27 protein-coding genes are annotated in these 25,788 nt (G+C 65.0%); 10 read left to right on the top strand and 17 right to left on the bottom strand.

What is annotated here, in order from left to right; translation table 11 throughout:
• Positions 1 to 103 precede the first annotated feature (103 nt).
• From BB28_RS18425 to sdhC, 4 genes are read right to left on the bottom strand one after another with little or no spacing between them, the layout of a single operon-like run.
• Complete coding sequence (locus tag BB28_RS18425) at positions 104 to 886, bottom strand: succinate dehydrogenase iron-sulfur subunit (RefSeq protein ID WP_046254565.1); 783 nt, start codon at positions 884 to 886, stop codon at positions 104 to 106.
• 1 nt (position 887) lies between these two features.
• Complete coding sequence (gene sdhA / locus BB28_RS18420) at positions 888 to 2,642, bottom strand: succinate dehydrogenase flavoprotein subunit (protein ID WP_046254564.1); 1,755 nt, start codon at positions 2,640 to 2,642, stop codon at positions 888 to 890.
• Positions 2,643 to 2,656: 14 nt separating this feature from the next.
• Positions 2,657 to 3,139 (bottom strand): succinate dehydrogenase hydrophobic membrane anchor subunit, encoded by a 483-nt coding sequence (locus tag BB28_RS18415; RefSeq protein ID WP_046254563.1) that lies wholly within the window; start codon positions 3,137 to 3,139, stop codon positions 2,657 to 2,659.
• Complete coding sequence (gene sdhC / locus BB28_RS18410) at positions 3,136 to 3,474, bottom strand: succinate dehydrogenase, cytochrome b556 subunit (protein ID WP_030096828.1); 339 nt, start codon at positions 3,472 to 3,474, stop codon at positions 3,136 to 3,138. The genes BB28_RS18415 and sdhC overlap by 4 nt, the downstream gene beginning before the upstream one ends.
• Before the next feature lie 343 nt (positions 3,475 to 3,817).
• Between sdhC and BB28_RS18405 the strand changes: the two genes are divergently transcribed.
• Genes BB28_RS18405 through BB28_RS18395 form a run of 3 tightly spaced genes read left to right on the top strand, consistent with a single transcriptional unit; the run spans position 3,818 to position 6,590 of the window.
• On the top strand, positions 3,818 to 4,216 hold the full coding sequence (locus BB28_RS18405) for a cytidine deaminase (RefSeq protein ID WP_046254562.1): 399 nt from the start codon (positions 3,818 to 3,820) through the stop codon (positions 4,214 to 4,216).
• Positions 4,216 to 5,505: a thymidine phosphorylase gene (locus BB28_RS18400; RefSeq protein WP_046254561.1), complete on the top strand. Its 1,290-nt coding sequence runs from the start codon at positions 4,216 to 4,218 to the stop codon at positions 5,503 to 5,505. The genes BB28_RS18405 and BB28_RS18400 overlap by 1 nt, the downstream gene beginning before the upstream one ends.
• On the top strand, positions 5,502 to 6,590 hold the full coding sequence (locus tag BB28_RS18395; RefSeq protein ID WP_030096831.1) for an adenosine deaminase: 1,089 nt from the start codon (positions 5,502 to 5,504) through the stop codon (positions 6,588 to 6,590). Before BB28_RS18400 ends, BB28_RS18395 begins: the two co-directional genes overlap by 4 nt.
• Before the next feature lie 26 nt (positions 6,591 to 6,616).
• On the opposite strand, the gene BB28_RS18390 is transcribed toward BB28_RS18395, so the two are convergent.
• The 3 genes from BB28_RS18390 to BB28_RS18380 form a co-directional block, all read right to left on the bottom strand.
• Positions 6,617 to 7,942 (bottom strand): hypothetical protein, encoded by a 1,326-nt coding sequence (locus BB28_RS18390; RefSeq protein ID WP_046254560.1) that lies wholly within the window; start codon positions 7,940 to 7,942, stop codon positions 6,617 to 6,619.
• A gap of 95 nt (positions 7,943 to 8,037) precedes the next feature.
• Entirely contained in the window at positions 8,038 to 9,036 is a 999-nt protein-coding gene (locus tag BB28_RS18385; protein ID WP_046254559.1) for a GAF domain-containing protein, read from the bottom strand.
• Positions 9,037 to 9,089: 53 nt separating this feature from the next.
• Positions 9,090 to 10,064 carry a GAF domain-containing protein gene (locus BB28_RS18380; protein WP_046254558.1) on the bottom strand — a complete coding sequence of 325 codons (975 nt, stop codon included), beginning with the start codon at positions 10,062 to 10,064 and terminating at the stop codon, positions 9,090 to 9,092.
• Between the two features lie 367 nt (positions 10,065 to 10,431).
• Between BB28_RS18380 and BB28_RS18375 the strand changes: the two genes are divergently transcribed.
• Entirely contained in the window at positions 10,432 to 11,175 is a 744-nt protein-coding gene (locus BB28_RS18375; RefSeq protein WP_109550574.1) for an FkbM family methyltransferase, read from the top strand.
• A 10-nt stretch (positions 11,176 to 11,185) separates the two neighbouring features.
• Here BB28_RS18375 and BB28_RS18370 read toward each other — a convergent pair whose 3' ends face one another.
• Genes BB28_RS18370 through BB28_RS18355 form a run of 4 tightly spaced genes read right to left on the bottom strand, consistent with a single transcriptional unit; the run spans position 11,186 to position 13,530 of the window.
• A complete protein-coding gene (locus tag BB28_RS18370; protein ID WP_046254556.1) occupies positions 11,186 to 11,527 on the bottom strand; it encodes a YbaB/EbfC family nucleoid-associated protein in 342 nt (113 codons plus the stop codon).
• Positions 11,527 to 11,880 (bottom strand): hypothetical protein, encoded by a 354-nt coding sequence (locus BB28_RS18365; protein WP_191985240.1) that lies wholly within the window; start codon positions 11,878 to 11,880, stop codon positions 11,527 to 11,529. The genes BB28_RS18370 and BB28_RS18365 overlap by 1 nt, the downstream gene beginning before the upstream one ends.
• On the bottom strand, positions 11,855 to 13,201 hold the full coding sequence (locus BB28_RS18360) for a C40 family peptidase (protein ID WP_046254554.1): 1,347 nt from the start codon (positions 13,199 to 13,201) through the stop codon (positions 11,855 to 11,857). Before BB28_RS18360 ends, BB28_RS18365 begins: the two co-directional genes overlap by 26 nt.
• A gap of 2 nt (positions 13,202 to 13,203) precedes the next feature.
• Positions 13,204 to 13,530, bottom strand: coding sequence for a hypothetical protein (locus tag BB28_RS18355; RefSeq protein ID WP_046254553.1), 327 nt, complete (start codon positions 13,528 to 13,530; stop codon positions 13,204 to 13,206).
• A 292-nt stretch (positions 13,531 to 13,822) separates the two neighbouring features.
• Between BB28_RS18355 and upp the strand changes: the two genes are divergently transcribed.
• Positions 13,823 to 14,464, top strand: a complete 642-nt coding sequence (gene upp, locus BB28_RS18350; protein WP_046254552.1) for a uracil phosphoribosyltransferase — start codon at positions 13,823 to 13,825, stop codon at positions 14,462 to 14,464.
• Between the two features lie 11 nt (positions 14,465 to 14,475).
• Here the strand turns inward: upp and BB28_RS18345 are convergent, their stop codons facing one another.
• Positions 14,476 to 16,089 (bottom strand): phospho-sugar mutase, encoded by a 1,614-nt coding sequence (locus tag BB28_RS18345; protein ID WP_046254551.1) that lies wholly within the window; start codon positions 16,087 to 16,089, stop codon positions 14,476 to 14,478.
• On the bottom strand, positions 16,086 to 16,958 hold the full coding sequence (locus tag BB28_RS18340; RefSeq protein ID WP_081252288.1) for a purine-nucleoside phosphorylase: 873 nt from the start codon (positions 16,956 to 16,958) through the stop codon (positions 16,086 to 16,088). Before BB28_RS18340 ends, BB28_RS18345 begins: the two co-directional genes overlap by 4 nt.
• A 3-nt stretch (positions 16,959 to 16,961) precedes the next feature.
• Between BB28_RS18340 and BB28_RS18335 the strand changes: the two genes are divergently transcribed.
• Positions 16,962 to 18,167 (top strand): M20 family metallopeptidase, encoded by a 1,206-nt coding sequence (locus BB28_RS18335; protein ID WP_046254549.1) that lies wholly within the window; start codon positions 16,962 to 16,964, stop codon positions 18,165 to 18,167.
• Positions 18,164 to 19,348: a M20 family metallopeptidase gene (locus tag BB28_RS18330; protein WP_046254548.1), complete on the top strand. Its 1,185-nt coding sequence runs from the start codon at positions 18,164 to 18,166 to the stop codon at positions 19,346 to 19,348. The genes BB28_RS18335 and BB28_RS18330 overlap by 4 nt, the downstream gene beginning before the upstream one ends.
• Here the strand turns inward: BB28_RS18330 and BB28_RS18325 are convergent.
• Positions 19,345 to 19,821, bottom strand: coding sequence for a gamma-glutamylcyclotransferase family protein (locus tag BB28_RS18325; protein WP_046254547.1), 477 nt, complete (start codon positions 19,819 to 19,821; stop codon positions 19,345 to 19,347). The two genes, BB28_RS18330 and BB28_RS18325, sit on opposite strands and share 4 nt — an antisense overlap.
• Positions 19,822 to 19,925: 104 nt before the next feature.
• On the opposite strand from BB28_RS18325, the gene BB28_RS18320 reads away from it, so the two are divergent.
• The 3 genes from BB28_RS18320 to BB28_RS18310 all read left to right on the top strand — a co-directional run bounded on the left by BB28_RS18320 (position 19,926) and on the right by BB28_RS18310 (position 24,138).
• Positions 19,926 to 21,341 (top strand): NAD(P)H-quinone dehydrogenase, encoded by a 1,416-nt coding sequence (locus BB28_RS18320; RefSeq protein WP_046254546.1) that lies wholly within the window; start codon positions 19,926 to 19,928, stop codon positions 21,339 to 21,341.
• Between the two features lie 115 nt (positions 21,342 to 21,456).
• The gene (locus tag BB28_RS18315; RefSeq protein ID WP_046254545.1) at positions 21,457 to 23,223 is read left to right on the top strand and encodes a glycerol-3-phosphate dehydrogenase/oxidase; all 1,767 of its coding nucleotides are present in this window, start codon (positions 21,457 to 21,459) and stop codon (positions 23,221 to 23,223) included.
• A 60-nt stretch (positions 23,224 to 23,283) separates the two neighbouring features.
• Positions 23,284 to 24,138 carry a pseudouridine synthase gene (locus BB28_RS18310; protein WP_191985277.1) on the top strand — a complete coding sequence of 285 codons (855 nt, stop codon included), beginning with the start codon at positions 23,284 to 23,286 and terminating at the stop codon, positions 24,136 to 24,138.
• On the opposite strand, the gene BB28_RS18305 is transcribed toward BB28_RS18310, so the two are convergent.
• Genes BB28_RS18305 through BB28_RS18295 form a run of 3 tightly spaced genes read right to left on the bottom strand, consistent with a single transcriptional unit; the run spans position 24,127 to position 25,783 of the window.
• Positions 24,127 to 24,798, bottom strand: a complete 672-nt coding sequence (locus tag BB28_RS18305) for a hypothetical protein (protein WP_046254543.1) — start codon at positions 24,796 to 24,798, stop codon at positions 24,127 to 24,129. The genes BB28_RS18310 and BB28_RS18305 overlap by 12 nt on opposite strands.
• The gene (locus BB28_RS18300) at positions 24,795 to 25,397 is read right to left on the bottom strand and encodes a pyridoxamine 5'-phosphate oxidase family protein (protein ID WP_046254542.1); all 603 of its coding nucleotides are present in this window, start codon (positions 25,395 to 25,397) and stop codon (positions 24,795 to 24,797) included. The genes BB28_RS18305 and BB28_RS18300 overlap by 4 nt, the downstream gene beginning before the upstream one ends.
• Positions 25,394 to 25,783 carry a VOC family protein gene (locus BB28_RS18295; protein ID WP_046254541.1) on the bottom strand — a complete coding sequence of 130 codons (390 nt, stop codon included), beginning with the start codon at positions 25,781 to 25,783 and terminating at the stop codon, positions 25,394 to 25,396. Before BB28_RS18295 ends, BB28_RS18300 begins: the two co-directional genes overlap by 4 nt.
• Positions 25,784 to 25,788 lie beyond the last annotated feature (5 nt).

Raw genomic sequence — 25,788 nt, 5'->3', positions numbered from 1 at the left:
ACGAGGCAGCCCTCAGATGTGTGACAGGCCCGGCCCGGCATAGAAAAAACCGCCGGGCGCGAGCATGGGCGCTCACACCCGGCGGTGCAGACTGATCGATCGGTTAGCGCGCGAACATCAGTGCGCGCTTGACCTCCTGGATCGCCTTGGTGACCTCGATACCGCGCGGGCAGGCGTCGGTGCAGTTGAACGTGGTGCGGCAGCGCCACACCCCGTCCACGTCGTTGAGGATGTCCAGGCGCTCGGCGGCGGCCTCGTCGCGGCTGTCGAAGATGAACCGGTGCGCATTCACGATCGCCGCGGGACCGAAGTAGCTTCCGTCGCTCCAGAACACCGGGCAGCTGGTGGTGCAGCAGGCACACAGGATGCACTTGGTGGTGTCATCGAAGCGCGCGCGGTCGGTCTGGCTCTGGATGTGCTCACGCGTCGGCTGGTTGCCGCTGGTGATCATGTACGGCTTCACGGCGCGGAATGCGTCGAAGAAGGGCTCCATGTTGACCACCAGGTCCTTTTCCACAGGCAGACCGCGGATCGGCTCGATGGTGATGGTGAGCATCTTCTTGGGCTTCTTGGGCAGCAGATCCCGCATCAGCACCTTGCAGGCGAGCCGGTTGACGCCGTTGATGCGCATGGCATCCGAACCGCACACGCCGTGCGCGCAGGAGCGGCGGAAGGTCAGCGTGCCGTCCAGGTAACCCTTCACGTACAGCAGCAGGTTCAGCAGCCGGTCCGTCGGCAGGCACGGCACGCGGAAGCTCTGCCACCCGGCGGCGTCCGGATCCTCGGGGTTGAAGCGCTGAATCTTGAGCTCGACGATGACCGCGCCCTCGGGGACCGGCGGCAGCGGCGGGTCGCCGGCTTCGGCTTTCTCGATAACCGCAGTCATCTCAGTACTTCCGTTCCATCGGCTCGTACCGGGTCTGGACAACGGGCTTGTAGTCCAGCCGGATATCGGACAGCAGCTCGGCACCCTGCTTGTACGCCATGGTGTGTCGCATGTAGTTGGTGTCGTCCCGGTTCGGGTAGTCCTCGCGAGCGTGGCCGCCGCGGGACTCCTTGCGGTTGAGCGCACCGACCACGGTCACCTCGGCGAGTTCGAGCAGGAAGCCCAGCTCGATGGCCTCGAGCAGGTCGCTGTTGTAGCGCTTGCCCTTGTCGTGCACCGTGATTCGGCTGTACCGCTCCTTGAGCCGGTGGATGTCCTGCAGCGCCTGCTTGAGCGTCTCTTCGGTGCGGAACACCGCGGCATTGTTGTCCATCGACTGCTGCAGCTCGGTGCGGATGTCGGCCACGCGCTCGTCGCCGTGCTCGGAAAGCACGTCCGCCACCCACTTGGTGACCATCGTGGCCGGGTTCTCCGGCAGTTCGACGAAGTCGTGAGCGTCGGCGTACTCGGCTGCGGCGATACCCGCCCGGCGGCCGAACACGTTGATGTCCAGCAGCGAGTTGGTGCCCAGCCGGTTGGCGCCGTGCACCGAGACACAGGCGCACTCGCCTGCGGCGTACAGCCCGGGAACCACGTTGTCGTTGTCGCGCAGCACCTGTCCCTTGATGTTGGTCGGGATGCCGCCCATCACGTAGTGACAGGTGGGGTACACCGGAACCAGTTCGGTGACCGGGTCGACACCCAGGTAGGTACGGGCGAATTCGGTGATATCCGGCAGCTTGGCTTCCAGCACGTCGGCACCGAGGTGACGCACGTCGATGTAGACGTAGTCCTTGTTCGGGCCCGCGCCGCGGCCCTCCAGCACCTCGAGAACCATTGAGCGCGCGACGATGTCGCGAGGCGCCAGGTCGACGATGGTGGGGGCGTAGCGCTCCATGAACCGCTCGCCGTCGGCGTTGAGCAGACGACCGCCCTCACCGCGCACGGCTTCGGAGATCAAGATGCCCAGACCGGCAAGGCCTGTCGGGTGGAACTGGTGGAACTCCATGTCCTCCAACGGAAGTCCCTTGCGGAACACAATGCCCAGGCCGTCGCCGGTCAGGGTGTGTGCGTTGGAGGTGGTCTTGTACATGCGGCCCGAACCGCCGGTGGCGAAAACGATTGCCTTGGCGTGGAACACATGGATGTCGCCGGTCGCGAGCTCGTAGGCGACCACGCCGGTGGCCACCGGGCCGTTGGGCGTCTCGGTGAGTACGACATCCAGTGCGTAGAACTCGTTGAAGAACTCGACGTCGTGCTTGACGCAGTTTTGGTACAGCGTCTGCAGGATCATGTGCCCGGTGCGGTCGGCGGCGTAGCAGGCCCGGCGCACCGGCGCCTTACCGTGGTCGCGAGTGTGGCCACCGAAGCGGCGCTGGTCGATTCGACCCTGGGGTGTCCGGTTGAACGGCATGCCCATCTTCTCGAGGTCGAGGACGGCGTCGATCGCCTCCTTGCACATGATCTCCACGGCGTCCTGGTCGGCGAGATAGTCGCCGCCCTTGACGGTGTCGAAGGTGTGCCACTCCCAGTTGTCTTCCTCGACGTTGGCCAGCGCGGCGCACATGCCGCCCTGGGCGGCGCCGGTGTGACTGCGTGTCGGGTACAGCTTGGTCAGTACCGCCGTACGAACGCGAGGTCCGGCCTCCACCGCGGCACGCATACCCGCGCCACCCGCGCCGACGATGACGACGTCGTACCGATGTTCCTGAATCATTGTGGAAATCGCCCCTAACCGATGTTCGGGTTGAAGGTCAGCAGGACGTACGTGCCGAGCACAACCGTAAAGATTATCGACAGTGCCAGCAGGCAATTGAGCCAGAACCGGGTCGAATCCTTGCGGGTGTAGTCGGCGATGATCGTGCGCATGCCGTTGCCGCCGTGCAGCTGAGCCAGCCACAGCATCGTCAGGTCCCAGGTCTGCCAGAACGGGCTCGCCCAGCGTTGCGCCACGAAGTTGAAGTCGAGGCGGTACACGCCGTTGTCCCACATCAGCATGATGAACAGGTGGCCCAGGGCCAGAAAGATCAGGACGATGCCCGACAGACGCATGAAGATCCACGCGTACTTCTCGAAGTTGGGCATACCCGATGCCCGCCGGGGTGCACGTGGGTTGTCCAGTGCGGCAGGGCGGTCGTAGTTGCGCTCCATGACGGGAGCGAGGCGGCCATTGGCGCGCGCGCTCGCGTTCGGACCGGTCTGAGGTGTTGTCATAGGAAACGCTCCGCCATGTGCATGAGAATCCGGGTTACCGCGGGAACCATCACCACAAACCAGACGCCGCCGATGATCCACAGCATGAGCCGCTGATAACGCGGGCCCTTGGACCAGAAATCGACGAGGATTACCCGGACACCGTTGAGTGCGTGGTAGAGCACCGCCGCGACTAGGCCGAGTTCCATCAACCCGACGATCGGGGTCTTATAGGTCTCGATCACCGAGTTGTACGACTCAGGGCTCACCCGTACGAGTGCGGTATCCAAGACGTGAACAAAAAGGAAGAAGAAAATCGTGGCACCGGTAATGCGATGCAGGACCCAGGACCACATTCCTGGATCACCACGGTATAGCGATCGCTTGAGGCGATTACCTTCACGGCCAGATGTGGCCGTATCGGGCGTCGCAGTCGTCACGTGGGCCTCCAACACCAATGGTGGACTGGGGCCAAACGGCGCGGTAAATGGGGGCGTCCATGACGCGCAACCGATGGCCCAACGGTGGTCGGCGAACCGTCATCCGAACTCTAAACCCATCCCGAGGTGGCGCCGAAATCGCGTGAGCGCGAAAAAGCGCCGAAATGCACCGTACTCCAAAGTAAGTTAGGTAAACCTTGCACGAGCAAATGATGAGCCGACGCGACTCTCATGGGGTCGACAGGGAGGATTCCCGATCATGTTGATCGACTGGAATGAATTGCGGGACAAGGCATATGCGATAACCAAGCACGCGTACGCGCCCTATTCGAAGTATCCGGTGGGTGCGGCCGCGCTCGTCGACGACGGTCGGGTCGTCGTCGGCTGCAATGTGGAGAATGTCTCATATGGGCTAGGTCTCTGTGCGGAGTGTTCTGTGGTGTGCGCCCTGGCCTCCACCGGTGGAGGCCGGCTGGTCGCGCTGTCCTGTGTCGATTCGCGTGGTGAGGCCCTGATGCCCTGCGGCCGGTGCCGCCAGCTACTTCTCGAACACGGCGGCCCTGACCTGCTGATCGATCACTCGGACGCGCCACGACGGCTCGCGGAGCTGCTCCCGGAGGCTTTCGGCCCCGATGACCTGGAACGAGGCCGGATCTGATGGCAAACATGTACGCGTTCGATATGCCGTCGATCATCGCCGCCAAGCGTGATGGCGGGGAACTGAGTCCGGGAGCCATCGACTGGCTGATCGGCGAGTACACCCGTAACGCCATCGGTGAGGAGCAGGTCGCGGCGCTGCTGATGGCGATCTATCTGCAGGGGATGAACGCTGCCGAGACGACGGCATGGACCGCGGCGATTCTGTCCTCCGGTGAGCGATTGGACCTGTCCGGTCTGTCTCGCCCGACCGTAGACAAACACTCCACCGGTGGCGTGGGGGACAAGATCAGCCTGCCGTTGGTTGCCGTCGTGGCTGCCTGCGGGGCGGCGGTACCTCAGCTGTCCGGACGAGGTCTCGGGCACACCGGCGGCACCCTGGACAAGCTTGAGTCCATCGCGGGCATCCGGGTCGACCTCACCAACGAGGAGATACGTCAGCAGCTTTCCGATGTCGGGGCGGTGATCTGTGCGGCCGGGGCCTCATTGGCGCCCGCCGATCGAAAGCTGTACGCGCTGCGCGACATCACCGGCACTGTGGAATCGATACCGCTCATCGCCGGGTCGATCATGAGTAAGAAGCTGGCCGAGGGCACCGCCGCGCTGGTCCTCGATGTCAAGGTGGGCGCGGGGGCATTCATGAAGTCCGAGCAGCAAGCGCGCGAATTGGCCTCGGCGATGGTCGATCTGGGCGCCGCGCACGGGGTCGCCACCAGTGCGCTGCTTACCGCGATGGATACCCCGCTCGGGGCCACCGCGGGAAACGCGGTCGAGGTGCAGGAATCACTTGACGTGCTGGCGGGGGGAGGGCCCGATGACGTGGTCGCCCTCACGGTGGCTCTGGCCCGCGAGATGCTTGCCGCTGCCGGTATCGACGGCAAGGACCCTGCCGCGACGTTGACCGATGGCACCGCAATGGACGTGTTCCGGGCGATGATCAGTGCGCAAGGCGGGGATCTCTTGGTGCCGTTGCCGGTCGGCCAGTGCCAGGAGACTGTGCTCGCTCCGTCCAGTGGTGTGGTGCATCACATCGATGCGATGCCGGTTGGGGTCGCCGCGTGGCGGCTCGGGGCCGGGCGCAGCCGTCCCGGAGAGTCGGTACAACATGGCGCGGGCGTGCGTATTCACCGGCGCCCGGGTGAGCCGGTGGTCGCCGGCGAACCGCTGTTCACGCTGTACACCGATACCCCCGAACGGGTGCCCGCAGCGCTCAACGCGCTGGAAGGTGGATGGGGTATCGGTGAGGCGCCCCCCGCCGCCGGACTCATCATCGATAGACTTCCGGTGTGACGGCCGAACTTGATTTGGTGTCAATCACCCAGGCTCCCAAGGCGCTTCTGCATGACCATCTCGACGGGGGGCTGCGACCCGGCACCGTCCTGGACCTAGCCCGGGAATCTGGGTACGAGAGCCTGCCTGCCGAGGACGAGAGTGCCCTGGCTTCGTGGTTCCGTACCGCCGCGGACAGTGGGTCTCTGGAGCAATACCTGGAGACCTTCGCGCACACCGTCGGTGTGATGCAGACGGCGGCGGCGCTGCACCGCGTGGCTGCCGAGTGCGTGGAGGACCTCGCGGCCGATGGCGTGGTGTACGCCGAGGTGCGCTTCGCCCCTGAGCTGCATATCGATGCTGGCCTGACTCTCGATGACGTCATGGACGCCGTGCTGGCCGGTTTCGCCGACGGGGAACGGCAGGCGAGCGCGGCCGGCAAGCGTATCAAGGTGCGCACCCTGGTCACCGCGATGCGGCACGCCGCACGGTCGCGGGAGATCGCCGAGCTGGCCGTGAAGTTCCGCGATCGGGGTGCCGTCGGGTTCGATATCGCCGGAGCCGAGGCGGGTTATCCGCCGAGCCGCCACCTCGATGCCTTCGAGTACATGCGTAATGCCAACGCCCGGTTCACCATCCACGCTGGTGAGGGATTTGGATTGCCCTCGATCCACGAGGCGATCGCCTTCTGTGGTGCCGACCGGCTGGGCCACGGTGTGCGCATCGTCGACGATATCGACATCGATCCGGACGGCACGGCGCATCTCGGCCGGCTGTCTTCACTCCTGCGTGACACCCGCGTGCCGTTGGAGCTGTGCCCGAGCTCGAATGTGCAGACGGGAGCGGTCGCCAGCATTGCCGACCATCCCTTCGACCTGCTGGCGCGGTTGCGATTCCGGGTGACCGTGAATACCGATAACCGGCTGATGAGCGATACCTCGATGAGCCGCGAGATGCTGCGCCTCGTCGAGACGTTCGGGTATGGCTGGAGTGATCTTCAGCGATTCACCATCAACGCGATGAAATCAGCCTTTATCCCGTTCGATGAACGGCTGGCGATCATCGATGACGTGATCAAACCCGGATACGCGGTCCTGATCGGTTAACCGTCACGGGTCCGGCCAGCCGCGCACTACTCGCGGCGCAGCCGCGCTTCCAGCGCGCGCTCCAGCGTCCGCCAGCTCTCGGCCGCATCGGCGAAGGGGCCCTTCGGCTCGTCGTGCTTATCCGGTTCGAGCAGATGCCCGACCAGCTTGCCCAGCGCGGTGTCACTATCCAGTTCGGCGTCGACGCTGTCATCCTCGGAATACTCGGCGACATCGGTCAGCAGCTCCACCGCCAGCTCGAGCTGATCCCGGTCCACTTCGTCGATGCCGTCTTCCAGGTCATCGGCGAGGCCGGTGAACACGTAGATGTTGTCGTCGGTGATGTCGATCCGCAGCGAGCCATCCGTGGCGGCGGTACGGATGTCGTCATAGGTGCTCAGGTCGGACAGGTCGTGATCGTGCTCGTCGGCCAGATACCGGGCCAGCGCCCGCTCGGAACCGAACACACTGATTCTTCCGTTGCGTCCCAGGAAGATCGGCTCGTCGTTGAGGTAGCAGCGCAGTGTGTAGAACGTTCCCGAGTTGGTGATCATCTGGATCGGGTCGATGCCGACTTCCAGCCAGAAGTCCTCGTCGCCGCCCAGAACCGGGGCGTCCTCGTCTTCGGAGTCCTCGTCGTCGGTGTCTTCGTCGTCGGACTCGTCGTCGGTGTCTTCGTCGTCGGAGCTCTCGGTGTTCGAGTCGGATTCCTCGTCGAGCAGTTCCAGCTCGTCGTCATCCTCGATGTCGTCCTCGTTGTCGACGGCATTTTCCGCGGCAGCAAGCAGCTCGGCATCTGCGGCGGCGGAGAGTTCCTCATCGACGTCCGGGGTGGCGGCGATCTCGTCGATGGCGTCGACCACCGAGTCCCAGGACTTGCCGACGATGGCACCGATCTGGTTCCACCGCTTCAATCCGTCTTTACCGGTGAAGCTTTCGGCCCCGCCCGACAGCGTGCCCAACACGGGGTTGCCGTTGATGAGCTTGTTGATGGGTGCCAACTCGCAGACCGCGCCGATGGAGGCCACGATCGCCAGCGTGGCGCGCAGCGTGTCGACGGCGTCCTCGCTCGGCTTGTCGGCTACCAGCTCCGGCACCCCGATCAGATCGAAGCGATTGTCGTCGTCGGGCTCGAGTTCGTCGGCCGACAGTGCACCCAGCGTTGACCACGCGGGGTGATCGACCAGATCGTTGTCGTTGTCGGTCCGCACGAAGGCCACCAGATCGGCCACCGACTCGAACACGTACAGATCGTCGTCCTTGCCGAGAAACGCCTCCCACTCGTCTCCGGCGTCGCGCCACCGCGGGGCCCACAGGGTGACCACGTCACCCTCCGTGAGCCCGAGTTCGATGGGAACGATGTCAGCAGCCATGCGGCAAGCCTAGCCAGAACGGCTGAGTTGAGCGAAAGACCCACCGCGAGAACCGGCACACGCGCGGCGAACAGAGCTGCTCGGGCCCCGGCGGTCTACGACTGGGCATTCGGCCGCGGCGCGGCCGTCAGGGTGACAAGGGCCGCAAAAGCATTGTCACGCAATGCGAATCTTGTGGCCGAGGCGTGCAGTCGCAGCCACCCGCCGGAGACAGCGCGCACCCGGAGCACCCCGGTGGTCGACCCCGTCCGCAGCTCCTCGCGCATGTTTCTCGCCACCGCGGCGTCCTCGGGATGGATGCTTTCGGGCCGATCGGGGTCGTAGCGCCATGCCAGGTCGGGGTAGGGCGTGTCGATCCATTTGAGGACGGCGAAGGTGTCGACGTTGATCAGCACCCGATGCGCTCCGGGGATCACGACCGCGTCCAGGATCTGCTGTGCCAATCCCACCCGAGGTTCGGCGGGACTGTTCTCCACCCGTGTGCACACGATCCTGTTGATGCGCGCCACGTTCCCTGTCGCGCCGGTTTCCTTGGCTGCCCGCCCGGCGTAGTGGACTTGAAGGGTGTTTCCCTGGTGGTCGGCGGCCAGGCATGTTCCGCAGAACGTCGACTCGAGTTCGGGGTTCACGGCGTTGGCCATCAACTCGATGTTGTGCGGACTCGGCAAGACGGGGGCAAGGCCTTCGGCAATGGCTTGTTTCTCGGATCTGTTCTGTGGGTCGACACCCATCACGTCGAAGTACCCCTCGGTGAGCGTTGTGACCGAGGTGTCCAGATCGCCCAGGCATGCTCCCGCAACAGGGCGCGGCGGCGGCTCGAGGTCTGCCGGTCCAAACCACACCTGGACGCCGTGAACATGCACCTGTCCCATCGCTATCGGGTGTACGCGCACGATGCGATCCCGAGCCGGAGTGAGGGCCTCTGCGGGATCACCCGTGCGACGGCATTCGGCGATCGCCGCCTCGATCAATGGGCGGTGCCGGTTGCGGCCCAGCACCGATTCGAGCCGAGTCATATTGCGGGCCTGCAATCCGATAGCTATGACCGTGGGCACCTCACTCAGGGTCTCTAGCAGCATCCAATCGCCGGCCATGCCGGGATGTTAGCAATTTTTGAGCGAAGATCCGGTGCGTGCGTCCGGCCTCGCTACCGGCGCCGATGGGTGATGAGTGCGACGGTCGCATTCTCGTTGAGCCGTACTAGTTGGGTTGAGCAGTGCAGCGGTTCCCAGCTGTCGTCGTGGCAGCGGAACCGGATTACCGCCTCGGTCGCACCAAACACGGCGTTATCGATCATGAAGTTCAGATTCACCTGGTCGTCCGGGTGAATCTTGGGGCGACCCAACGGGTCGAATTCCCAATGCCATTCCGGGGCAGGAGGATCGATCCACTTGATCAATTTCCTCGAAGCAATCATGACCAACGCGCGATACATGCCGGGTTCGGCGGTGGCCTCGAGGATCTGCTGTTCCAGCAGCGGGACCGGCGGTGCCGGCTGGCCGACTCGCAGGTTGATCGCGCGTCCCAGACGCTCGGGGACGCCCTGCCGATTGGTTTCCAGAACCAATCGGCTGGCGAAATGGCACAGGGTGGGATTGCCCTCGCTGTCCACACCGGGCCAGGTGGCGCTGTAGGTCATGCCTTCGGTCGCCGTCACGATGAGCCCCAGCACATCTGTTTCGCCCGGATTGGGCGCCAGGTAGCGATAGAGCTCGGGCATGCTGATGCGGGCATGCGGCTCGGTGGCAGCCATTCCCATGGCCAGGGCGGCACCGTCACTGATGTGGAGGGCGCCGGTATCGGCGTTGAGGACCACCGCACCGCCCTCGCGCGGGGGATCGGATGAGGGCGGTGCTGCTCCCGTCCATAGCCAGACCCCGTGCACGCGGCCGTCGGGCATGGCGATCGGCCGGATGTCGATCACCGAATCGGAATCGGGCGGCCCGATGCTCGCGGCCTTGTTTGCCTTTGTCGCCGCGGTGATGACGCGGCGAATCAGACCGAGATTTCGATTACGGCGCAGGAACGCGCTGAGCGGAATCATGTTCCGCGGCTGACTGCCGGAGGCGATGACGGTGGGCTCGTCGCCGAGTGTTTCCAGTAGAAGCCACTCGCGTGCCACCTCCGGATGTTATCAGCGGAGCACGTGCCGGTGATCGATCAGCGCTCGGTGTGGAACAGGGCCGCGAGTATTCCGAAAAGGTTGCGCTGGGCAGGTCAGACGCGATATTTTCTGCTGGCTCCCGCGATCGGCGGGCTAAGTGCGGACCCTGTCTCTTCGGGCCGCGCCCGCAGCGTGGATGCGCCCTGTGTGGCGGCTGTTCGGCCGGTCACAGACGTGCATTTTTTGGTCGCCGCGAGCACCTACCGGTGCACATATGAGGGGTCGGTAGGTGTGACGGTGAACCCCGGCGCCTCATCAGGTCGGGGACTCGTGATTCCTTGGCGCAGATCCGCCTTCGCCTTTCGGCTAATGTGCCCACGTGAGCATGCCGGCGCTGAGAATGGCGCAAACCTATCTGCCGTTTCTGCGGCCGCTCAAGTTCGGTGCGTACAACATGGGCACTCGACTGTTCGGGTGGCGCATCGATCCCGAATTCCACCTGCTGGGCCGCTTGGGACCCATCGCGGAGGCGGTGGATATCGGTGGCAACTGGGGGCAGAGCATCTGTGCGCTGCAGCGCACGGCGGCGCCGGAACGGATCGTTAGTTTCGAGCCCAATGCCGTTCTAGCTCAGCGACTTAGACGCCGATATGAAAGCAAGACCGTAACCGTGCACGCCTGCGGACTCTCCGACGCGGACGGTACCTTCGATCTGTTCATTCCCCGGTATCGGAACTTCGTCTACGACGGTCTGGCCTCCCTCGATGAGAAGGAGGCGCGCGGCTGGCTTAACCCGGACACCCTGGCGGGGTTCGACGCATCCAAACTGACGATCGAGCGCCATCCCGTACAGGTTCGGCGGCTGGACGACTTTGGCCTGGATCCTCAGGTGATCAAGATCGATGTGCAGGGTCTGGAGGCCGCGGTCATTCGTGGTGGGCTGGCCACGATCGCCGCGTCACGCCCGGTGATGATCATCGAGACGCCGTCGGACGAGGTGGTGTCCCTGCTGCAGCCCGCCGGGCTGAGGCCGTACGCCTATCGCGACGGACGGCTCAGCCAAGACTGGCGGGACGCCAAAAATACGGTCTTCCTGACCGATTCACAGCGAGACCGCGCGGGTCTGTAGCCCGAAACGGTTACGGCTGCGGATTCTTCAGGTCCACCAAGAGCTGTGCTAGCACGCGTTCACGGTGATCGAAAGCCTGACCCGCGGCCGCAGCGGCAGTGGCCACCACGATCTGCCCGACGATCTTGGGAGACAGTTTGGTGACCGAGTCGTCGAGTCGGAGGTTGGTCAGCGCGCCGTTGCCGTTGGCTTCCGCCTCCACATGGCCCTGCGCCGAACGTGCCCATCCGCGAAGGTCTTTGAGCTCTTCGACAGCACTGTTCAGGATGTGGCCGCCGGCGCGGGCCCTCGTCATGGTCTCCTGATACTGCTGTTCGAGCGCCTTGAAGAAGTTGAGGTCTGGCTCCGTCATCAGGATCTCCGTTCCATCTGCTCTTCGGATTGGCGCAATTCCAAGTCGGCGACCTGGGCAGGTGTCGCCAGGCCGATCTTGTCCAGGAGATAGTCGGGGATGCCGGTCTCGGCAAGCTCCTCGCGCCGTGCTGCGCCGCAGCGCGCAGCACCGAGTTCGCACAGGTTCTTGATCTCCTGTGCGAGTGCCGACGCGCCGCGACTGAGCATGTCGGGTTCGATGTGAACCTCAAGCGGCAGCCCGAATTCTGAGACTTTGACCCGCAGCGTGCGAGCACGATTGGTCATATCGATGCTCGCACGCGGCTCGGGCCGCGGCACTCCTGAGCTAGGAAGTGGGTCGGTAGAATCCATGGAATCCCTGCCCGGCGTTGGTGGTGCGGATCGGGGAGATCTGCACCGGGTCACCGGCCTCGACCATCATGCCGTTGCCGATCACCATGGCGACGTGGCCATCCCACACCGCGAGGTCACCCGGCATGACAGATCCCTGATCGACTCGGACACCCACACCCTGCTCCTGCGCGAGGCGGGGGATGTCGACGCCGGACTCGCCGTAGGCCCACTGGGTCAAGCCACTGCAGTCCAGGCCGACGCCAGGCTTGGTACCACCCCACTCGTAGGGCACGCCAACCTGGCTGAGCGCCTTGCGCACGGCTTCGGCCGCGGCGGCGTTCGGGGCCTGACTGGTGCTGCCGTCGGGCAGGAACAGCTGCGCGCCCTTGCCCATGCTGCGCGGGTCAAGCAGCATCTTGGCCGCATTGGCGTTAGAACTCCCCAATCCGCTGCTGGTTCCACCGGCGGTGGAGGAGGCGTGGCCGCCACTCGCACCGAAGGGATTGGCCAGGGCACCGGCGGCGATACCGCTCATGTTGGAGCCACCGGCCAGCGCACTGGCAGAACCGCTGCCGCCGCCACCGAGCATTCCGCTCAGGGCCTGCGGGATCTGGCCGAGGCCCTGACCCATCGAGCTCATGGTCTGGGTGACGCCGCTCGCGACGCCGGACATCGCCTGAGTTCCGGCCTGGAGGCCGCCCTGCATGGCCGACATCGCGGGCTGGACGCTCCCGGACGCGGGGGTGGAGGGGTTGCCCATATCGGCACCAGCCATGCCGGTTAGTTCGCCGGCCTGTCCGGCCAGCTCTCCTTCAAGCTGTGCGGTGTGCTCGGCGACTCGGGCTGTGCATCGGCTGGCGGCTTCCGCCAACTCTGCGGCAACACCCGGAACCCAGAGCAATGGTGTCAACGCCTCGGACGTGTGCTGGAACTCCTGGAGGGCTTCACCGATCAGAGCGCTGGCCCGGCCGGTGGACTCCGACGCCTGCCCGACATTGGCGCCCATGGCGCCGCTGCGGGTGGCCATGCTGCTGAGCGCCTGGCCGGCCATGCCGGCGAACTGCCCCAGAGCCTGGGCCGCCGCACCGGCGAAGGTGCCGATGAGCTGGCTTCCCGCCTGCATGCCCTGCTGCATGACCTGCTGCATGACCTGCATGCCACCCTCCAGCATCTTGCTGGGGTCCTGGCCCTCTTTGAACTGGCCGTTACCGACGGTGCCGGCCATGTCCATGGCCGGCCCGATCAGCCCTGCGGAAAAGGGGTTGTTCTCGAAGCTCGGGTAGTCCGTGTTGACAGCCTCGGACAAACGACTGGGCGAGATTGGACTTGTCTCAACCATGGTTACGCCTCGATTCCCTCGACGGTGGCGCTGATGTTCTGACCGATGTTGTCGTCATCGTCGTCGTAGCCCTTGCTCGCCACATTGGTGGTGACACCGGACTCGGTGACGCCCATGGCGAGCTGACCGACGTCCAGCCCCTGCTTGGCGGAGGTCGCGGCGAATGCGCCCAGGTAGTGCGCGCCAATCGGACCGAAGATCGGCGCTAGCGCGGCGACCGGAAAGATGCTGACCGCGGTGCCCACCGCCGCGAGCGTTCCGCCCATCCCCAACTGGACTCCGCCAACGCCACGCAGAATGTCTGTGTCGGCTGCTAATCCGTCTGCCATGTCCCCTCCATCTCTCCGGTGGTTCGGCTACCGCCTATTTTCGGGCAGTTTTCGCCTTGTACTTGGATACGACGGGGGTGGTCGCGATTCGGTTCCATCTTTCTCAAACTTTTTGAAAGATTTTTTGGCAACGTGGCCACCCCGTTGTATTACCTGCTCAGCATAGCTGGCTTGGCTTTGCCAGGAACGATAAGGAGGCGCAGAGCCGTACTGTGCCGAAAGTGACGCCCATCACATGTCCCCCACCTCTGGGATCGGCGGGATCGAAGCTTGCTGCTCTAGGGTCTGGAGCATGCATGTGCACGTAGTCGAGCACCCGCTGGCCGCGGCCCGGTTGACCACCCTTCGCGACGCGGGCACGGACAACGCGGCCTTCCGCACTGCGCTGCGGGATCTCACCCTGATGCTGGTCTATGAGGCGACCCGCTCGGCACCGGTCGAGTCCGCCGCGGTGCACACACCCGTCGCGGTGACGACGGGGTTCCGTTTGGCCAATCCGCCGTTGCTGGTCCCGGTCCTGCGTGCGGGGTTGGGGATGGTGGATCAGGCACATGCCCTCATCCCCGAGGCGCGGGTCGGGTTCGTCGGCATGGCGCGCGACGAGCAGACCTGGCAACCCACCCCCTATCTGGAATCTCTTCCGGCCGACTTGTCGACACAACCGGTGTTCATCCTGGATCCGATGCTGGCCACCGGTGGTTCGATGGTCCATACGCTCGATCTGTTGCATTCCCGCGGTGCCACCGACATCACGATGTTGTGTGTGGTCGCGGCACCGCAGGGAGTCGAGGCGGTCCGGGAGGGCGTTGCGCGCTACGGCCCGTCGACATCCGCGCGGTTATTCACCGCCACCATCGACGAGGGTCTGAACGATGCCGCATACATCGTGCCGGGCCTGGGCGACGCCGGTGATCGTCAGTTCGGTCCCAGATAAGTCGGGCCGAGCTAGATGTTGCGGGCGTACGCCTCCAGCTCGGAGACCACCACGCCCGCCCAGATCCGCGCGACGGTCGCATCGGTGATGACCGGCTCGCGGACTTCGATGTAGCACTTGACCTTTGGTTCAGTGCCCGAGGGGCGGATCACCAGTCGAATGGACGACCCCCCGATTTCGCCGGACAGTATCACCGCGTCGGTGCGCTGCTGACCCCGTCGTTCCAGTAGGTCCTCGACGGTGATCGGGAAGCCGGACAGCGCGGTGGGCAGGTTCGCCCGCAGGCGCGTCATCATCGCCGTGATGTCGGCGAGGGAGTCCATGCGCAGGGAGACCTGCGAGGTGACATGGATACCGTGCCTGATCGCCAGGTTCTCGAGCTTTTCCTCCACGCTCGATCCGAGCTCACGCAGATGTGTCACGAGGTCGCATGCGAGCACCGCCGCGGAGATACCGTCCTTGTCCCGAACGGCGGCGGGATCCACGCAATGCCCAATGGCTTCCTCGTACGCGTAGACCAGGTCGAAATCTGCCGCTCGGACAAGCCATTTGAAGCCGGTGAGAGTTTCCACGTGCCGCGCGCCGAGTGATGCCGCGATGCGCGCGAGCATGCGGGAGGAGACCACAGTGCTGGCGACCACTGGCGGAGTGGGCGATGGTGGCTGCGTTGAGAGGATGTAATCACCAAGCAGCCAACCGGTTTCATCGCCGGACAGCATGCGCCAACCGGTCGTGGTGGGAATTCCGATGGCGCAGCGGTCGGCGTCCGGGTCCAGCGCGACGGCCAGATCCGCATCGATCTCGGCGGCCCGGGTCAGTACCGCGTCAGCGGCTCCCGGCTCTTCGGGATTCGGAAAGGCGACTGTCGGAAAGTCCGGATCCGGCTGGAACTGCTCGTCCACCACGTGAATATCGTTGATACCCGCAGCATTCAGCACGGCTATGGCGGTGGCGCCGCCGACTCCATGCAATGCGGTGAGGGCGATGCGGACACTGCCGGAGCCCCGCCGCACCGTGGCGGCACGCTGGACGTAGGCATCCACCAAGGTGTCATCGGCGGGGGTGACGGGGGTACGGGGAATCTGATCTGCGAAAGGCGCTGCCTTTGTTGTTGATTCGATATCGCGATCGGTTGGGGAGATGATCTGAGCACCCCCTGACCAGTACACCTTGTAGCCGTTGTCGGCGGGAGGGTTGTGGGATGCGGTGATCTGGATGCCTGCTGCCGCATCCAGATGCCGTACCGCGAACGCCAGCACCGGAGTGGGCAGTGGGCGGGGGAGCAGCACGACCTTGAACCCCTCGGCAGCAAGGACTTCCGCCGCGCCCTGTGCGAACTGCTCGGATCCGTGTCGCGCATCGCGGCCCACCACCACGGTCGAGCCGCCGAGGCACCGATCCTTGAGAACCTTGGCCAGTGCGTAAGTGGTGCGCAACACCACCGCCAGGTTCATGCCGTTCGGGCCGCCCCGGACGGCGCCGCGCAGACCCGCCGTGCCGAACACCAATGGCTCCGAGAATCGTTGCGCGAGCTCCTCCTCGGAGCAGGCGCGCAGCTCGGCTGCCGTCTCGGGGTCGGGGTCATGGTCGATCCAGTCCTGGATCGTCTGCGCCGCTACGGTCATAACCGGCCAATCACCGAGCTGAGAAGTTGTCCCATGCGGGTGGCCGACGCGCGCCCGGCGGCTAGTACCTCGTCATGGTTGAGGGACTCTCCCGTCATGCCGGCCGCGAGATTGGTTACCAGTGACACCCCCAGCACCTCGGCACCGGCCGCGCGGGCCGCGATGGTCTCGTGGACCGTCGACATGCCCACCAGGTCCGCCCCCAACGTGCGCAGCATGCGGATCTCCGCGGGGGTCTCATAATGCGGGCCGGGAAGGCCCGCGTACACCCCCTCGACGAGGCTGTCATCGATTTCGCGTGCGAGTGCCCGTAATCGTGGTGTGTACGCATCGACAAGGTCGACGAACTGCGCGCCCACCAACGGTGAGCGGGCCGTGAGGTTGAGGTGGTCGCTGATCAGCACCGGCTGACCCACCGTGTACTCGTCGCGCAATCCTCCGGCGGCGTTGGTGAGCACGATGGTGCGGGCACCGGCGGCGCAGGCGGTGCGCACCGGGTGCACGACGTGGCGCAGGTCGTGGCCCTCGTACGCGTGGATCCGACCCAGCAGGACCAGCATCCGCTCGCTGCTGTCGCCAATAGGCACCGACAGCACCGAGCCACCGTGTCCGGCTGCGCTCGGTGGGCTGAATCCGGGCAGGTCCGCCATCGGGATGGTGGTGGCGGGGGCACCGAGCGCCGCGGCCGCCGGAGCCCAGCCGGACCCAAGAACCACCGCGACGGGGTGGGACGCGACGCCGGTGCGCGCGGCGATCTCCGCCGCGGCGCGCGCTGCCTCGTCGGCGGGAGTCTCGTCGGTGCTGTTGCCTCTTCGCCCAAGCGGCTCATCGGTCACAGCTACGCAGCCTAACCATGATGGGATACTCATCTAATGCCCTTGAGCACCGGAGCGTCGTCCGCCGCGCATGCCCAGGCCGCTTGCACGGTCGTGGACGCCGCGGCAACGGATCTGGTGGCGTTATCGCACGATATTCACGGCGAACCGGAGCTGGCCTTCCACGAGGTTCGCAGTGCCGTGAAGACCCAGCGGCTGCTGGCCGAGCGCGGATTCGAGATTGTGACCGGTCAGGGCGGTTTGGACACCGCATTCCGTGCCACATTCGGGGATGGTCCGCTGGTTATCGGTGTTTGCGCCGAGTACGACGCGCTGCCCGGCATCGGTCATGCGTGCGGGCACAACATCATCGCCGCCTCCGCGGTGGGCACCGGGCTGGGGCTCGCGGAGGTTGCCGACGCACTCGGACTCACCGTGGTGGTTATCGGTACTCCGGCAGAGGAATACGGGGGCGGCAAGGCGCTGCTGCTCAAGGCGGGTGCTTTCGACGACATCGCGGCCGCGGTGATGCTGCACCCCGGGCCGATCGATATTGCCGGAGCGCGGTCACTCGCGCTGACCGACGTGATGGTCACCTATCACGGCAAGGAGTCACACGCGGCGGTCGCGCCGCACCTGGGAATCAACGCCGCCGATGCGGTGACGGTGGCTCAGGTCTCGATCGGTCTGTTGCGTCAGCATCTGTCACCCGGACAGCTGATCCACGGCATCGTCACGGAGGGGGGAGAGGCGGCCAACATCATTCCGGCTCGTGCGGCGATGCAGTACACGATGCGCGCCGTCGAATCGTCCTCCCTGCGTGAGCTGGAGGAGAAGGTGTACGCCTGCTTCGCCGCCGGTGCGGTGGCCACCGGCTGCAGCCACGAACTGGTCGAATCGTCGCCCCCGTACCTGGAGCTGACACCGGACCCGTGGCTGGTGGGAGTGTTCCGCGAGGAGATGGAGTCCTTCGGCCGCACGCCGGTGCCCGCCGAGTTCGAGGCAGCGGTGCCCCTGGGCAGCACCGATATGGGCAACGTGACGCAAGTGCTGCCCGGTATCCACCCGGTCATTGGCATCGATTCGGGCGGAGCAGTCATTCATCAGCCCGATTTCGAAAAGGCGGCCAGGGAACCTGGCGCCGACCGGGCTGTGGTTGAAGGAGCGAAGATGTTGGCGCGCACCGTGATACGGCTTGCTGAAGATGAGACAGAGCGATCCAGGGTGCTGGATCGGTTGGCGCGCAGGACGGTGACGGTGTGAGCGAATCCCTGTCCGCCGTCGCGGAGCATTGGCTCGCGGAGAACTCCGAGACGCTGATCCGCTGGCGCCGCCACATTCATGCGCATCCGGAACTGGCGCGCCAGGAGCATGCCACCACCGAGTATGTGGCCGCGCGGCTGGCCGAGGCCGGACTCAACCCGAAGGTGCTGCCCGGCGGCACGGGAATCACCTGCGACTTCGGGCCCGAGGACGGTCCGCGGGTGGCATTGCGCGCGGATATGGATGCCCTGCCGATGCAGGAACGCACCGGCGCGCCCTACTCCTCGACCGTGCCCAATGTCGCGCACGCCTGCGGGCATGACGCACATACCGCCATCCTGCTGGGTGCGGCCATGGCCCTCAATTCGGCGCCCTCGCTGCCCTCGGGCGTGCGTCTCATCTTCCAGCCCGCCGAAGAGGTCATGCCGGGCGGCGCCATCGACGTGGTGGCCACCGGGGCGATGGCCGGTGTGACGAGAATTTTTGCGCTGCACTGTGATCCGCGCCTGGAGGTGGGTAAGGTGGCAATCCGCGCGGGGGCAATCACCTCGGCCGCGGACACCGTAGAAGTCACGCTGCATTCTCCGGGAGGGCATACCTCGCGGCCGCATCTGACGGCCGACCTGGTGTACGGGCTCGGCACCGTCATCACCGGATTGCCGGGAATGTTGAGTCGCCGGATCGATCCGCGCGCCGGCACCGTCATGGTGTGGGGAGCCGTCAACGCAGGGCAGGCGGCCAACGCCATTCCGCAGATCGGCTCGCTGGCGGGCACGGTGCGCACCGGCAGCCGCGATGTGTGGATCACCTTGGAGGACACCGTCCGCGATGTGATCGAGGGATTGCTGGCTCCGCTGCGTATCGACTACACACTCAACTACCGTCGTGGTGTTCCACCCGTCATCAACGAGTCCGACTCGACACATATTTTCGTGCGGGCCATCGAGGACATCGGGCTGGATGCACTCGCGGAGACCACGCAGTCCGGTGGTGGTGAGGACTTCTCCTGGTACTTGGAGGAGGTGCCCGGTGCGATGGCGCGGCTGGGGGTGTGGTCAGGATCGGGCCCGCAGCTCGATATCCACCAACCCAACTTCGATATCGATGAACGGGCTCTGGGCATCGGCGTTCGGACGCTGGTGAACCTTGTCGAACAGAGTGCCGCGCAGGGTTCCGTCTAGCTCGTTCCCGGCCCGATATTGCGTGAGGCGCGGGTGCGTAAACCGTGCACGTAATCGTCTGGCGCTCCTGCGATTTCCGCCGCGTCGGCCATCACGCCCAGGTATCGGGCCGACGGTAGTCCACCCTCGTAGGCGTTGACGACGTAGAGCCAGGCCAATACCGGGTCGATGGTCGTGTCGGAAGACTCGCGGTCGATCCGGCAGCGAATCTTGGTATGGATGCCGAGTTCGGAACCTTCCCAGCGATCAAGGTTCTTCTCGTCGGCCCCGGTCATGTCGTAGAGCACAACAAAGACCTTCGAGTGGGGGTCTTGCACGACGGTGGCCAGCGCGCCCTCCCAGCCGATGTCCTCGCCACCGAAGGTCAGCCGCCAGCCGTGCAGCCAGCCGGTGCCCGCCATGGGGGAGTGCGGCGCACGCTGCAACATCTGCTCGGGATGCATGTTGGAGCCATAGGCGGCGTAGAGCGGCACGGGGGCAAGCCTAGTGGTCATGTGTCGTAGATGACGGCAGGGATGGTGGCAAGTTCCCTCATCGTGGCAAGCCGGGGCGGTTCGGTCCTTGTAGGTTTGATGCCGTGGCGACGCGCATCGTGATCATTGGTGGAGGACCAGCGGGATACGAGGCGGCACTCGTGGCCGCGGCCCATGAGCGAAGCACCACCGAGGTGACGGTGATCGACTCGGACGGCATCGGTGGCGCCTGCGTGCTCTTCGATTGTGTGCCGTCCAAGACGTTCATCGCGTCCACGGGTGTGCGTACCGACCTGCGGCGCGCGCCCAACCTGGGGTTTGACATCGACGTGGAGCACGCCAAGATCTCGCTCCCGCAGATCCACAGCCGTGTGAAGCGCCTCGCCGCCGAGCAATCGGCCGATATCGCCGCGCGGTTGCGCAACGCCGGGGTGCGGCTGATCTCCGGACGTGCCGAGCTGGTCGATCACGTGGTCGGAATGGCATATCACCGGGTCAAGGCCACCGCCGCGGACGGAAGCAGCACCATTCTGGAAGCCGATGTGGTGCTCATCGCCACCGGCGCCAGCCCGCGGGTGCTGTCCCATGCGCGTCCCGACGGTGAACGGATCCTTACCTGGCGTCAGCTCTACGACCTGGAGGAATTGCCCGAACACCTGATCGTGGTCGGATCGGGTGTGACGGGTGCGGAGTTCGTCCACGCCTACACCGAGCTGGGAGTTCAGGTGACGGTGGTGGCCAGCCGGGACCGTGTGCTGCCGCACGAGGACGAGGAAGCCGCCCTGGTCCTGGAGGACACGCTGGCCGAACGCGGTGTGACGCTCATCAAGAATGCCCGCGCCGATGCGGTGACCCGCACCGGGACGGGTGTCCGCGTGGCGATGGCCGACGGCCGGGCGGTCGATGGCAGCCACGTGCTCATGACCGTGGGGTCGATTCCCAACACCGCGGGTCTGGGCCTCGAGCGGGTCGGGATCAGCCTCGGCGCCGGCGGTTATCTGACCGTGGACCGGGTGTCGCGCACCTCGGTGGCCGGCATTTACGCCGCGGGCGACTGCACGGGTCTGCTACCGCTTGCCTCGGTGGCCGCCATGCAGGGCCGCATTGCCATGTATCACGCCCTTGGCGACGCGGTACAGCCCATCAGGTTGAAAACCGTTGCCGCTGCAGTGTTTACCCGTCCGGAGATCGCCGCGGTGGGGGTGTCCCAGGCGGCCATCGACAATGGTGAGATTCCGGCGCGGACGGTCACACTGCCCTTGAACACCAACCCACGAGCCAAGATGTCGGGTCTCAAGCGTGGTTTCGTGAAGATCTTCTGCCGCCCGGCCACCGGTGTGGTGATCGGCGGTGTCGTGGTGGCCTCGAATGCCTCCGAGCTGATCCTGCCCATCGCGATCGCGGTGCAGAACCTGCTGTCGGTGAACGACCTGGCGCAGACCTTGTCGGTGTACCCGTCGTTGTCCGGTTCGGTAACGGAGGCGGCGCGCCAGCTGATCGCCCACGATGACCTGGACTGACCTCGGGCGACATGCGCCACAGCGGCGTACATCACAGACGAGAGCGCTACCGTCCGGTAACGTGGGTTTCTGGAAGGACTCCGGGGCCCGGTAGTGGGCGTGGAAGGGAGCAGTCGTGAGTGACGCAACCAGCCCATCGGCGGGTGGACCCACATACACGTTCCTTGGACCACAGGCCCGTTCGCTGAACTGGGAGCGCCTGGGATCCGAGCAGTTCGATGTCATCGTGATCGGCGGGGGTGTGGTCGGCGCCGGATCGGCTCTGGATGCCGCCACGCGCGGGCTGAAGGTGGCGTTGGTCGAGGCGCGTGACTTCGCGGCCGGGACATCGAGCCGCTCCTCGAAGATGTTCCACGGCGGCCTGCGCTACCTCGAGCAGCTCGAATTCGGGTTGGTTCAGGAGGCATTGCGCGAGCGGGAGTTATCGCTCTCGACATTGGCACCTCATCTGGTCAAGCCGCTGCCGTTCTTGTTCCCGCTGACCAATCGGTGGTGGGAACGTCCCTACATTGCCGCCGGGATCTTCTTGTATGACCAGATGGGCGGCGCGAAATCTGTTCCCGCCCAGAAGCATCTCACCCGCGCCGGTGCGCTGCGGCTGGCGCCGGGGCTGAAGCGCAACTCGCTCATCGGAGGTATCCGCTACTACGACACCGTGGTCGACGACGCTCGGCACACCATGAATGTGGCCCGGACGGCGGCACACTACGGGGCCGTGGTCAGGACATCCACTCAGGTGGTCTCGCTGCTGCGTGAGGGTGATCGCGTCACCGGCGTGGTGGTGCGGGACACCGAGAACGGCGCCGAAACCGAGGTTCGCGGGCATGTTGTCGTCAATGCCACCGGGGTGTGGACCGATGAGATTCAGGCGCTGTCGCGCACCCGTGGCCGGTTCCGGGTTACGGCCTCCAAGGGTGTGCACATCGTGGTGCCACGGGACAGAATCGTCAGCGAGGTGGCGATCATCCTGCGGACCGAAAAGTCGGTGCTGTTCGTCATCCCGTGGGGTAACCACTGGATCATCGGGACCACCGACACCGAATGGAATCTGGACCTGGCGCACCCGGCGGCCACCAAAGTCGATATCGACTACATCCTGGACAAGGTGAACACGGTGTTGGCAACACCGTTGACGCACAACGATATCGATGGTGTCTACGCGGGATTGCGGCCGCTGCTGGCCGGTGAGGATGATGACACATCCAAGCTCTCCCGCGAGCACGCCGTGGCGGTCGCCGCTCCGGGGCTCGTGGCCATTGCTGGTGGCAAGTACACGACGTATCGCGTGATGGCCTCCGATGCCATTGACATGGCAAGCGAATTCGTGCCGGCGCGGGTGGCGCCCTCGATCACCGAGAAGGTTCCGCTGCTGGGCGCCGACGGGTACTTCGCGCTGATCAATCAGACCGAACACGTCGGAGAGACCTACGGGCTGCATCCGTACCGGGTTCGGCATCTGTTGGACCGATACGGTTCGCTGATCGGCGAGGTGCTGGCTTGTGCGGGATCCGATCACAGCCTGTTGCAGCCGATCGCGAAGGCGCCGATGTATTTGAGGGTGGAGGCGCTCTACGCGGTGGCGGCCGAGGGTGCCTTGCACCTGGAGGACATCCTCGCCCGGCGCATGCGCATTGCCATCGAGTACCCGCATCGTGGTGTCGACTGTGCCCAGGAGGTCGCCGAGCTGGTGGCTCCGGTGCTTGGCTGGTCCGCGGAAGACATTGTGCGTGAGGTGGATACCTACCGTGCGCGGGTCGACGCCGAGGTACGTTCGCAACGTCAGCCCGATGATGCGTCGGCGGATGCGTTGCGGGTGGCCGCACCCGAGGCGCGGTCGTTCATCGTCGAACCGGTGACCGACGTATTGTCGCCGTCCAAGTAAGACGCGCTGTAGGTTGCGCTGGTGAGCCCCAGAAGAAGGGCTCCTGAGCCGCCGCTACCGGTGCGAGACGGCTTGGGGCCGGTGCGAATCCGAATTCGGACGAGTGGCCGTGTTCTTGATGAGCTGGTAGCCCGATTCGGTTCGGGCGCCGCCGACAAGGTGAGCAGTGGCGAGGTTGTCGACGCCGCGGGTGTGCCGATCACCACGGATACGTGCCTGCGTTCGGGATCGGTGGTGTACACGTATCGCGACGTGGCGCTGGAGGTTCCCGTACCCTTCGCCGTCGATGTATTGCATTGGGACGAAAACGTTCTGGTGGTCGACAAGCCGCACTTCCTCTCGACGATGCCGCGCGGGCGGCATGTCGCCGAGACGGCGCTGGTACGTCTGCGCAGGACGCTTGATCTGCCGGAACTGGCACCCGCGCATCGCCTGGACCGGCTCACCGCGGGGGTGCTGCTGTTCACGGTGCGCCGCGAGGTCCGATCCGCGTATCAATCACTCTTTGCGCAGCGGCAGGTCGTCAAGATCTATGAGGCCTTGGCCCCCGTCGATCCCGGAGTGGCTCTGCCGGTCACGTTGCGGAGCAGGATCATCAAGCGGCGCAGTATCCTTCAGGCGGTCGAGGAACCGGGGCCGGCGAACGCCGAGACCCATATCGAGCTGGTCGATCACGATGGTCCGACAGGCAGATATCGCCTGACTCCGAGCACCGGGCAGACCCATCAGCTGCGGGTCCATCTGAACAGCCTGGGCATCCCGATCATCAACGATCCGCTCTATCCGGACGTGTGCGAGGTGGCGTCGGACGATTTCGCGCATCCGTTGCAACTCCTGGCGCGCTCTTTGGCGTTTCGTGACCCGTTGACGGGCAGGCAAGTCCGGTACGAGTCGACGAGGACGCTAGGGCAGTGACGCGCGGAGATGTTCGGCGTAGTCCCGCAGATAGCGGCCCGGTAGATCTCTGGCGTCGTCGAGGTACTCGCGCAACAGCGTCTCGTCACCGACGTATTCACTCAGACATTCCAAGCAGCCGATCTTGTGATGTTCTTCGTCGATCGTGCGCCAGGAATTTTCGATCAGCGCCCGGATGCCGGGATATCCACCCTGGGCCAGGGATATGAGGGCCAGGCGTTTGGTGTACTCGTCGGTGCTGTCGTAGAAGACCAGCAGCACGGTTTCGGTATCCGCGTTGAGCGGCCCCAGCTTTCGGATGGAAGCCGCGAATTGGTATCGCGCGTCGTCGTATTCGGTGCCCTTGATGGTTGCGGCCAGCCGGGCGAGTATCAGGAAGTCTTCTCGCTCAAGGATACCGAGGTTGGACAAGGCGGGGGTGTTCGACAGCCACGCGATCATCCGGCCGATGTCCCAGCCACGAGCGATGAGGTAAAGCAGGGCCGTCAGCTCATCCTGGTTGAGCCGACCGATACCTCCGGTGACGAGTAGATCGCGGAAATGGGCTTCGACGTGCTTCCAGTGCGGATATCCGATCTCGTTGCCGGGATATTCCTCTAGCCAGTGCTTGAACCGTGTCGCGTGGGTCCGTAGCACCCGATCAGCGGCGAGGGGCGTCACTGCGGTGTGGCTTCGAGGTCGGCAATCCGCGCGCGTAGACGCTCGATTTCGGCGGTGAGTTCGGTCTCCCTGGCGGCAGCCTTCTCCTGATAGGCCTTGCCGAGATCGGACAGATACTGCTGGTCATAGCGGGGAATGATGCTGCGAGAGCAATTCCAGTCGAATGCCTCCACCATCACTTCGATCTCGCGGCGGGTGTCGTCGTGCACGGTGCCGCGGCCAAAAACCTTGAGGCGCTGCTTGCGCGGGTAATCGACGAAGAACATCGCCAGCCGATTGTAGGCGGCGAGGTTTCCGAGTGTCACGAATTGGTTGTTGCCCGGAAGATCGACGAACCGCACGGTGTTTCCGCCGAGATGACGCACGAATCCCGCCGGACCGCTGCGGTATTGCAAATAGGGCCATCCCGTCGGGGTCACCGTGCCCAGACAGAACTGAGTCGCGTCGGCGATCATCCGTAACTCCCGTGATCCCAGATCGTCGGGGCCGTCATCCGGGCGTTCCAGGTGTGTGCCGTAGGCGACGTAGCTGCCGTTGACTCGCTGGCGTTCGATCGCATCCGTGCCAAAGGCAATGTAGTGATAGTGGTTGTTGCTCATGGGTATACCGCGATCTCGATGAGGTTTCCATCGGGGTCCCTGCAGTAGTGCGATGTCATCTCGCCCAGCGCACCGATCTTCGTCACCGGCCCCTGCTCGATGTCTACCCCGCATGTCGCGAGATGCTCGCGAACCTCGGTGGGCGAGGCATCGGTGATGAAGCACAGATCATCGGACCCGGCCGCTGCGGCCAGGCCGGTGAACCACTCCTCCTGGGTCGCGGTGACTGGCCGCAGGTTGATCTTCTGAGTGCCGAATGTCAGAGCCGTGCGGCCGGCAGGGCCGAAAGTCTCCCGAGCCATACCGAGGACGCGCTGATACCAGGCCGCGGTGGCGTCCACGTCGGTGCAGTTGATCACAACGTGGTCGAACCGTGTCACCTTCATCGCTG

It is taken from the genome of Mycobacteroides chelonae CCUG 47445 (genome assembly GCF_001632805.1).
Lineage (GTDB): Bacteria > Actinomycetota > Actinomycetes > Mycobacteriales > Mycobacteriaceae > Mycobacterium > Mycobacterium chelonae.
Note: the sequence above shows the minus strand (reverse complement) of the source record. Positions and strands in the feature narration are given on the sequence as shown.

What these genes read in the sequence shown, in the direction of transcription:
- BB28_RS18425 (WP_046254565.1), bottom strand. Translation starts at nt 886, where the DNA reads ATGACTGCGGTTATCGAGAAAGCCGAAGCCGGCGACCCGCCGCTGCCG.
- sdhA (WP_046254564.1), bottom strand. Translation starts at nt 2,642, where the DNA reads ATGATTCAGGAACATCGGTACGACGTCGTCATCGTCGGCGCGGGTGGC.
- BB28_RS18415 (WP_046254563.1), bottom strand. Translation starts at nt 3,139, where the DNA reads ATGACAACACCTCAGACCGGTCCGAACGCGAGCGCGCGCGCCAATGGC.
- sdhC (WP_030096828.1), bottom strand. Translation starts at nt 3,474, where the DNA reads ATGTGGTCCTGGGTCCTGCATCGCATTACCGGTGCCACGATTTTCTTC.
- BB28_RS18405 (WP_046254562.1), top strand. Translation starts at nt 3,818, where the DNA reads ATGTTGATCGACTGGAATGAATTGCGGGACAAGGCATATGCGATAACC.
- BB28_RS18400 (WP_046254561.1), top strand. Translation starts at nt 4,216, where the DNA reads ATGGCAAACATGTACGCGTTCGATATGCCGTCGATCATCGCCGCCAAG.
- BB28_RS18390 (WP_046254560.1), bottom strand. Translation starts at nt 7,942, where the DNA reads ATGGCTGCTGACATCGTTCCCATCGAACTCGGGCTCACGGAGGGTGAC.
- BB28_RS18385 (WP_046254559.1), bottom strand. Translation starts at nt 9,036, where the DNA reads ATGGCCGGCGATTGGATGCTGCTAGAGACCCTGAGTGAGGTGCCCACG.
- BB28_RS18375 (WP_109550574.1), top strand. Translation starts at nt 10,432, where the DNA reads ATGCCGGCGCTGAGAATGGCGCAAACCTATCTGCCGTTTCTGCGGCCG.
- BB28_RS18370 (WP_046254556.1), bottom strand. Translation starts at nt 11,527, where the DNA reads ATGACGGAGCCAGACCTCAACTTCTTCAAGGCGCTCGAACAGCAGTAT.
- BB28_RS18365 (WP_191985240.1), bottom strand. Translation starts at nt 11,880, where the DNA reads ATGGATTCTACCGACCCACTTCCTAGCTCAGGAGTGCCGCGGCCCGAG.
- BB28_RS18360 (WP_046254554.1), bottom strand. Translation starts at nt 13,201, where the DNA reads ATGGTTGAGACAAGTCCAATCTCGCCCAGTCGTTTGTCCGAGGCTGTC.
- BB28_RS18355 (WP_046254553.1), bottom strand. Translation starts at nt 13,530, where the DNA reads ATGGCAGACGGATTAGCAGCCGACACAGACATTCTGCGTGGCGTTGGC.
- upp (WP_046254552.1), top strand. Translation starts at nt 13,823, where the DNA reads ATGCATGTGCACGTAGTCGAGCACCCGCTGGCCGCGGCCCGGTTGACC.
- BB28_RS18345 (WP_046254551.1), bottom strand. Translation starts at nt 16,089, where the DNA reads ATGACCGTAGCGGCGCAGACGATCCAGGACTGGATCGACCATGACCCC.
- BB28_RS18340 (WP_081252288.1), bottom strand. Translation starts at nt 16,958, where the DNA reads ATGAGTATCCCATCATGGTTAGGCTGCGTAGCTGTGACCGATGAGCCG.
- BB28_RS18335 (WP_046254549.1), top strand. Translation starts at nt 16,962, where the DNA reads ATGCCCTTGAGCACCGGAGCGTCGTCCGCCGCGCATGCCCAGGCCGCT.
- BB28_RS18300 (WP_046254542.1), bottom strand. Translation starts at nt 25,397, where the DNA reads ATGAGCAACAACCACTATCACTACATTGCCTTTGGCACGGATGCGATC.
- BB28_RS18295 (WP_046254541.1), bottom strand. Translation starts at nt 25,783, where the DNA reads ATGAAGGTGACACGGTTCGACCACGTTGTGATCAACTGCACCGACGTG.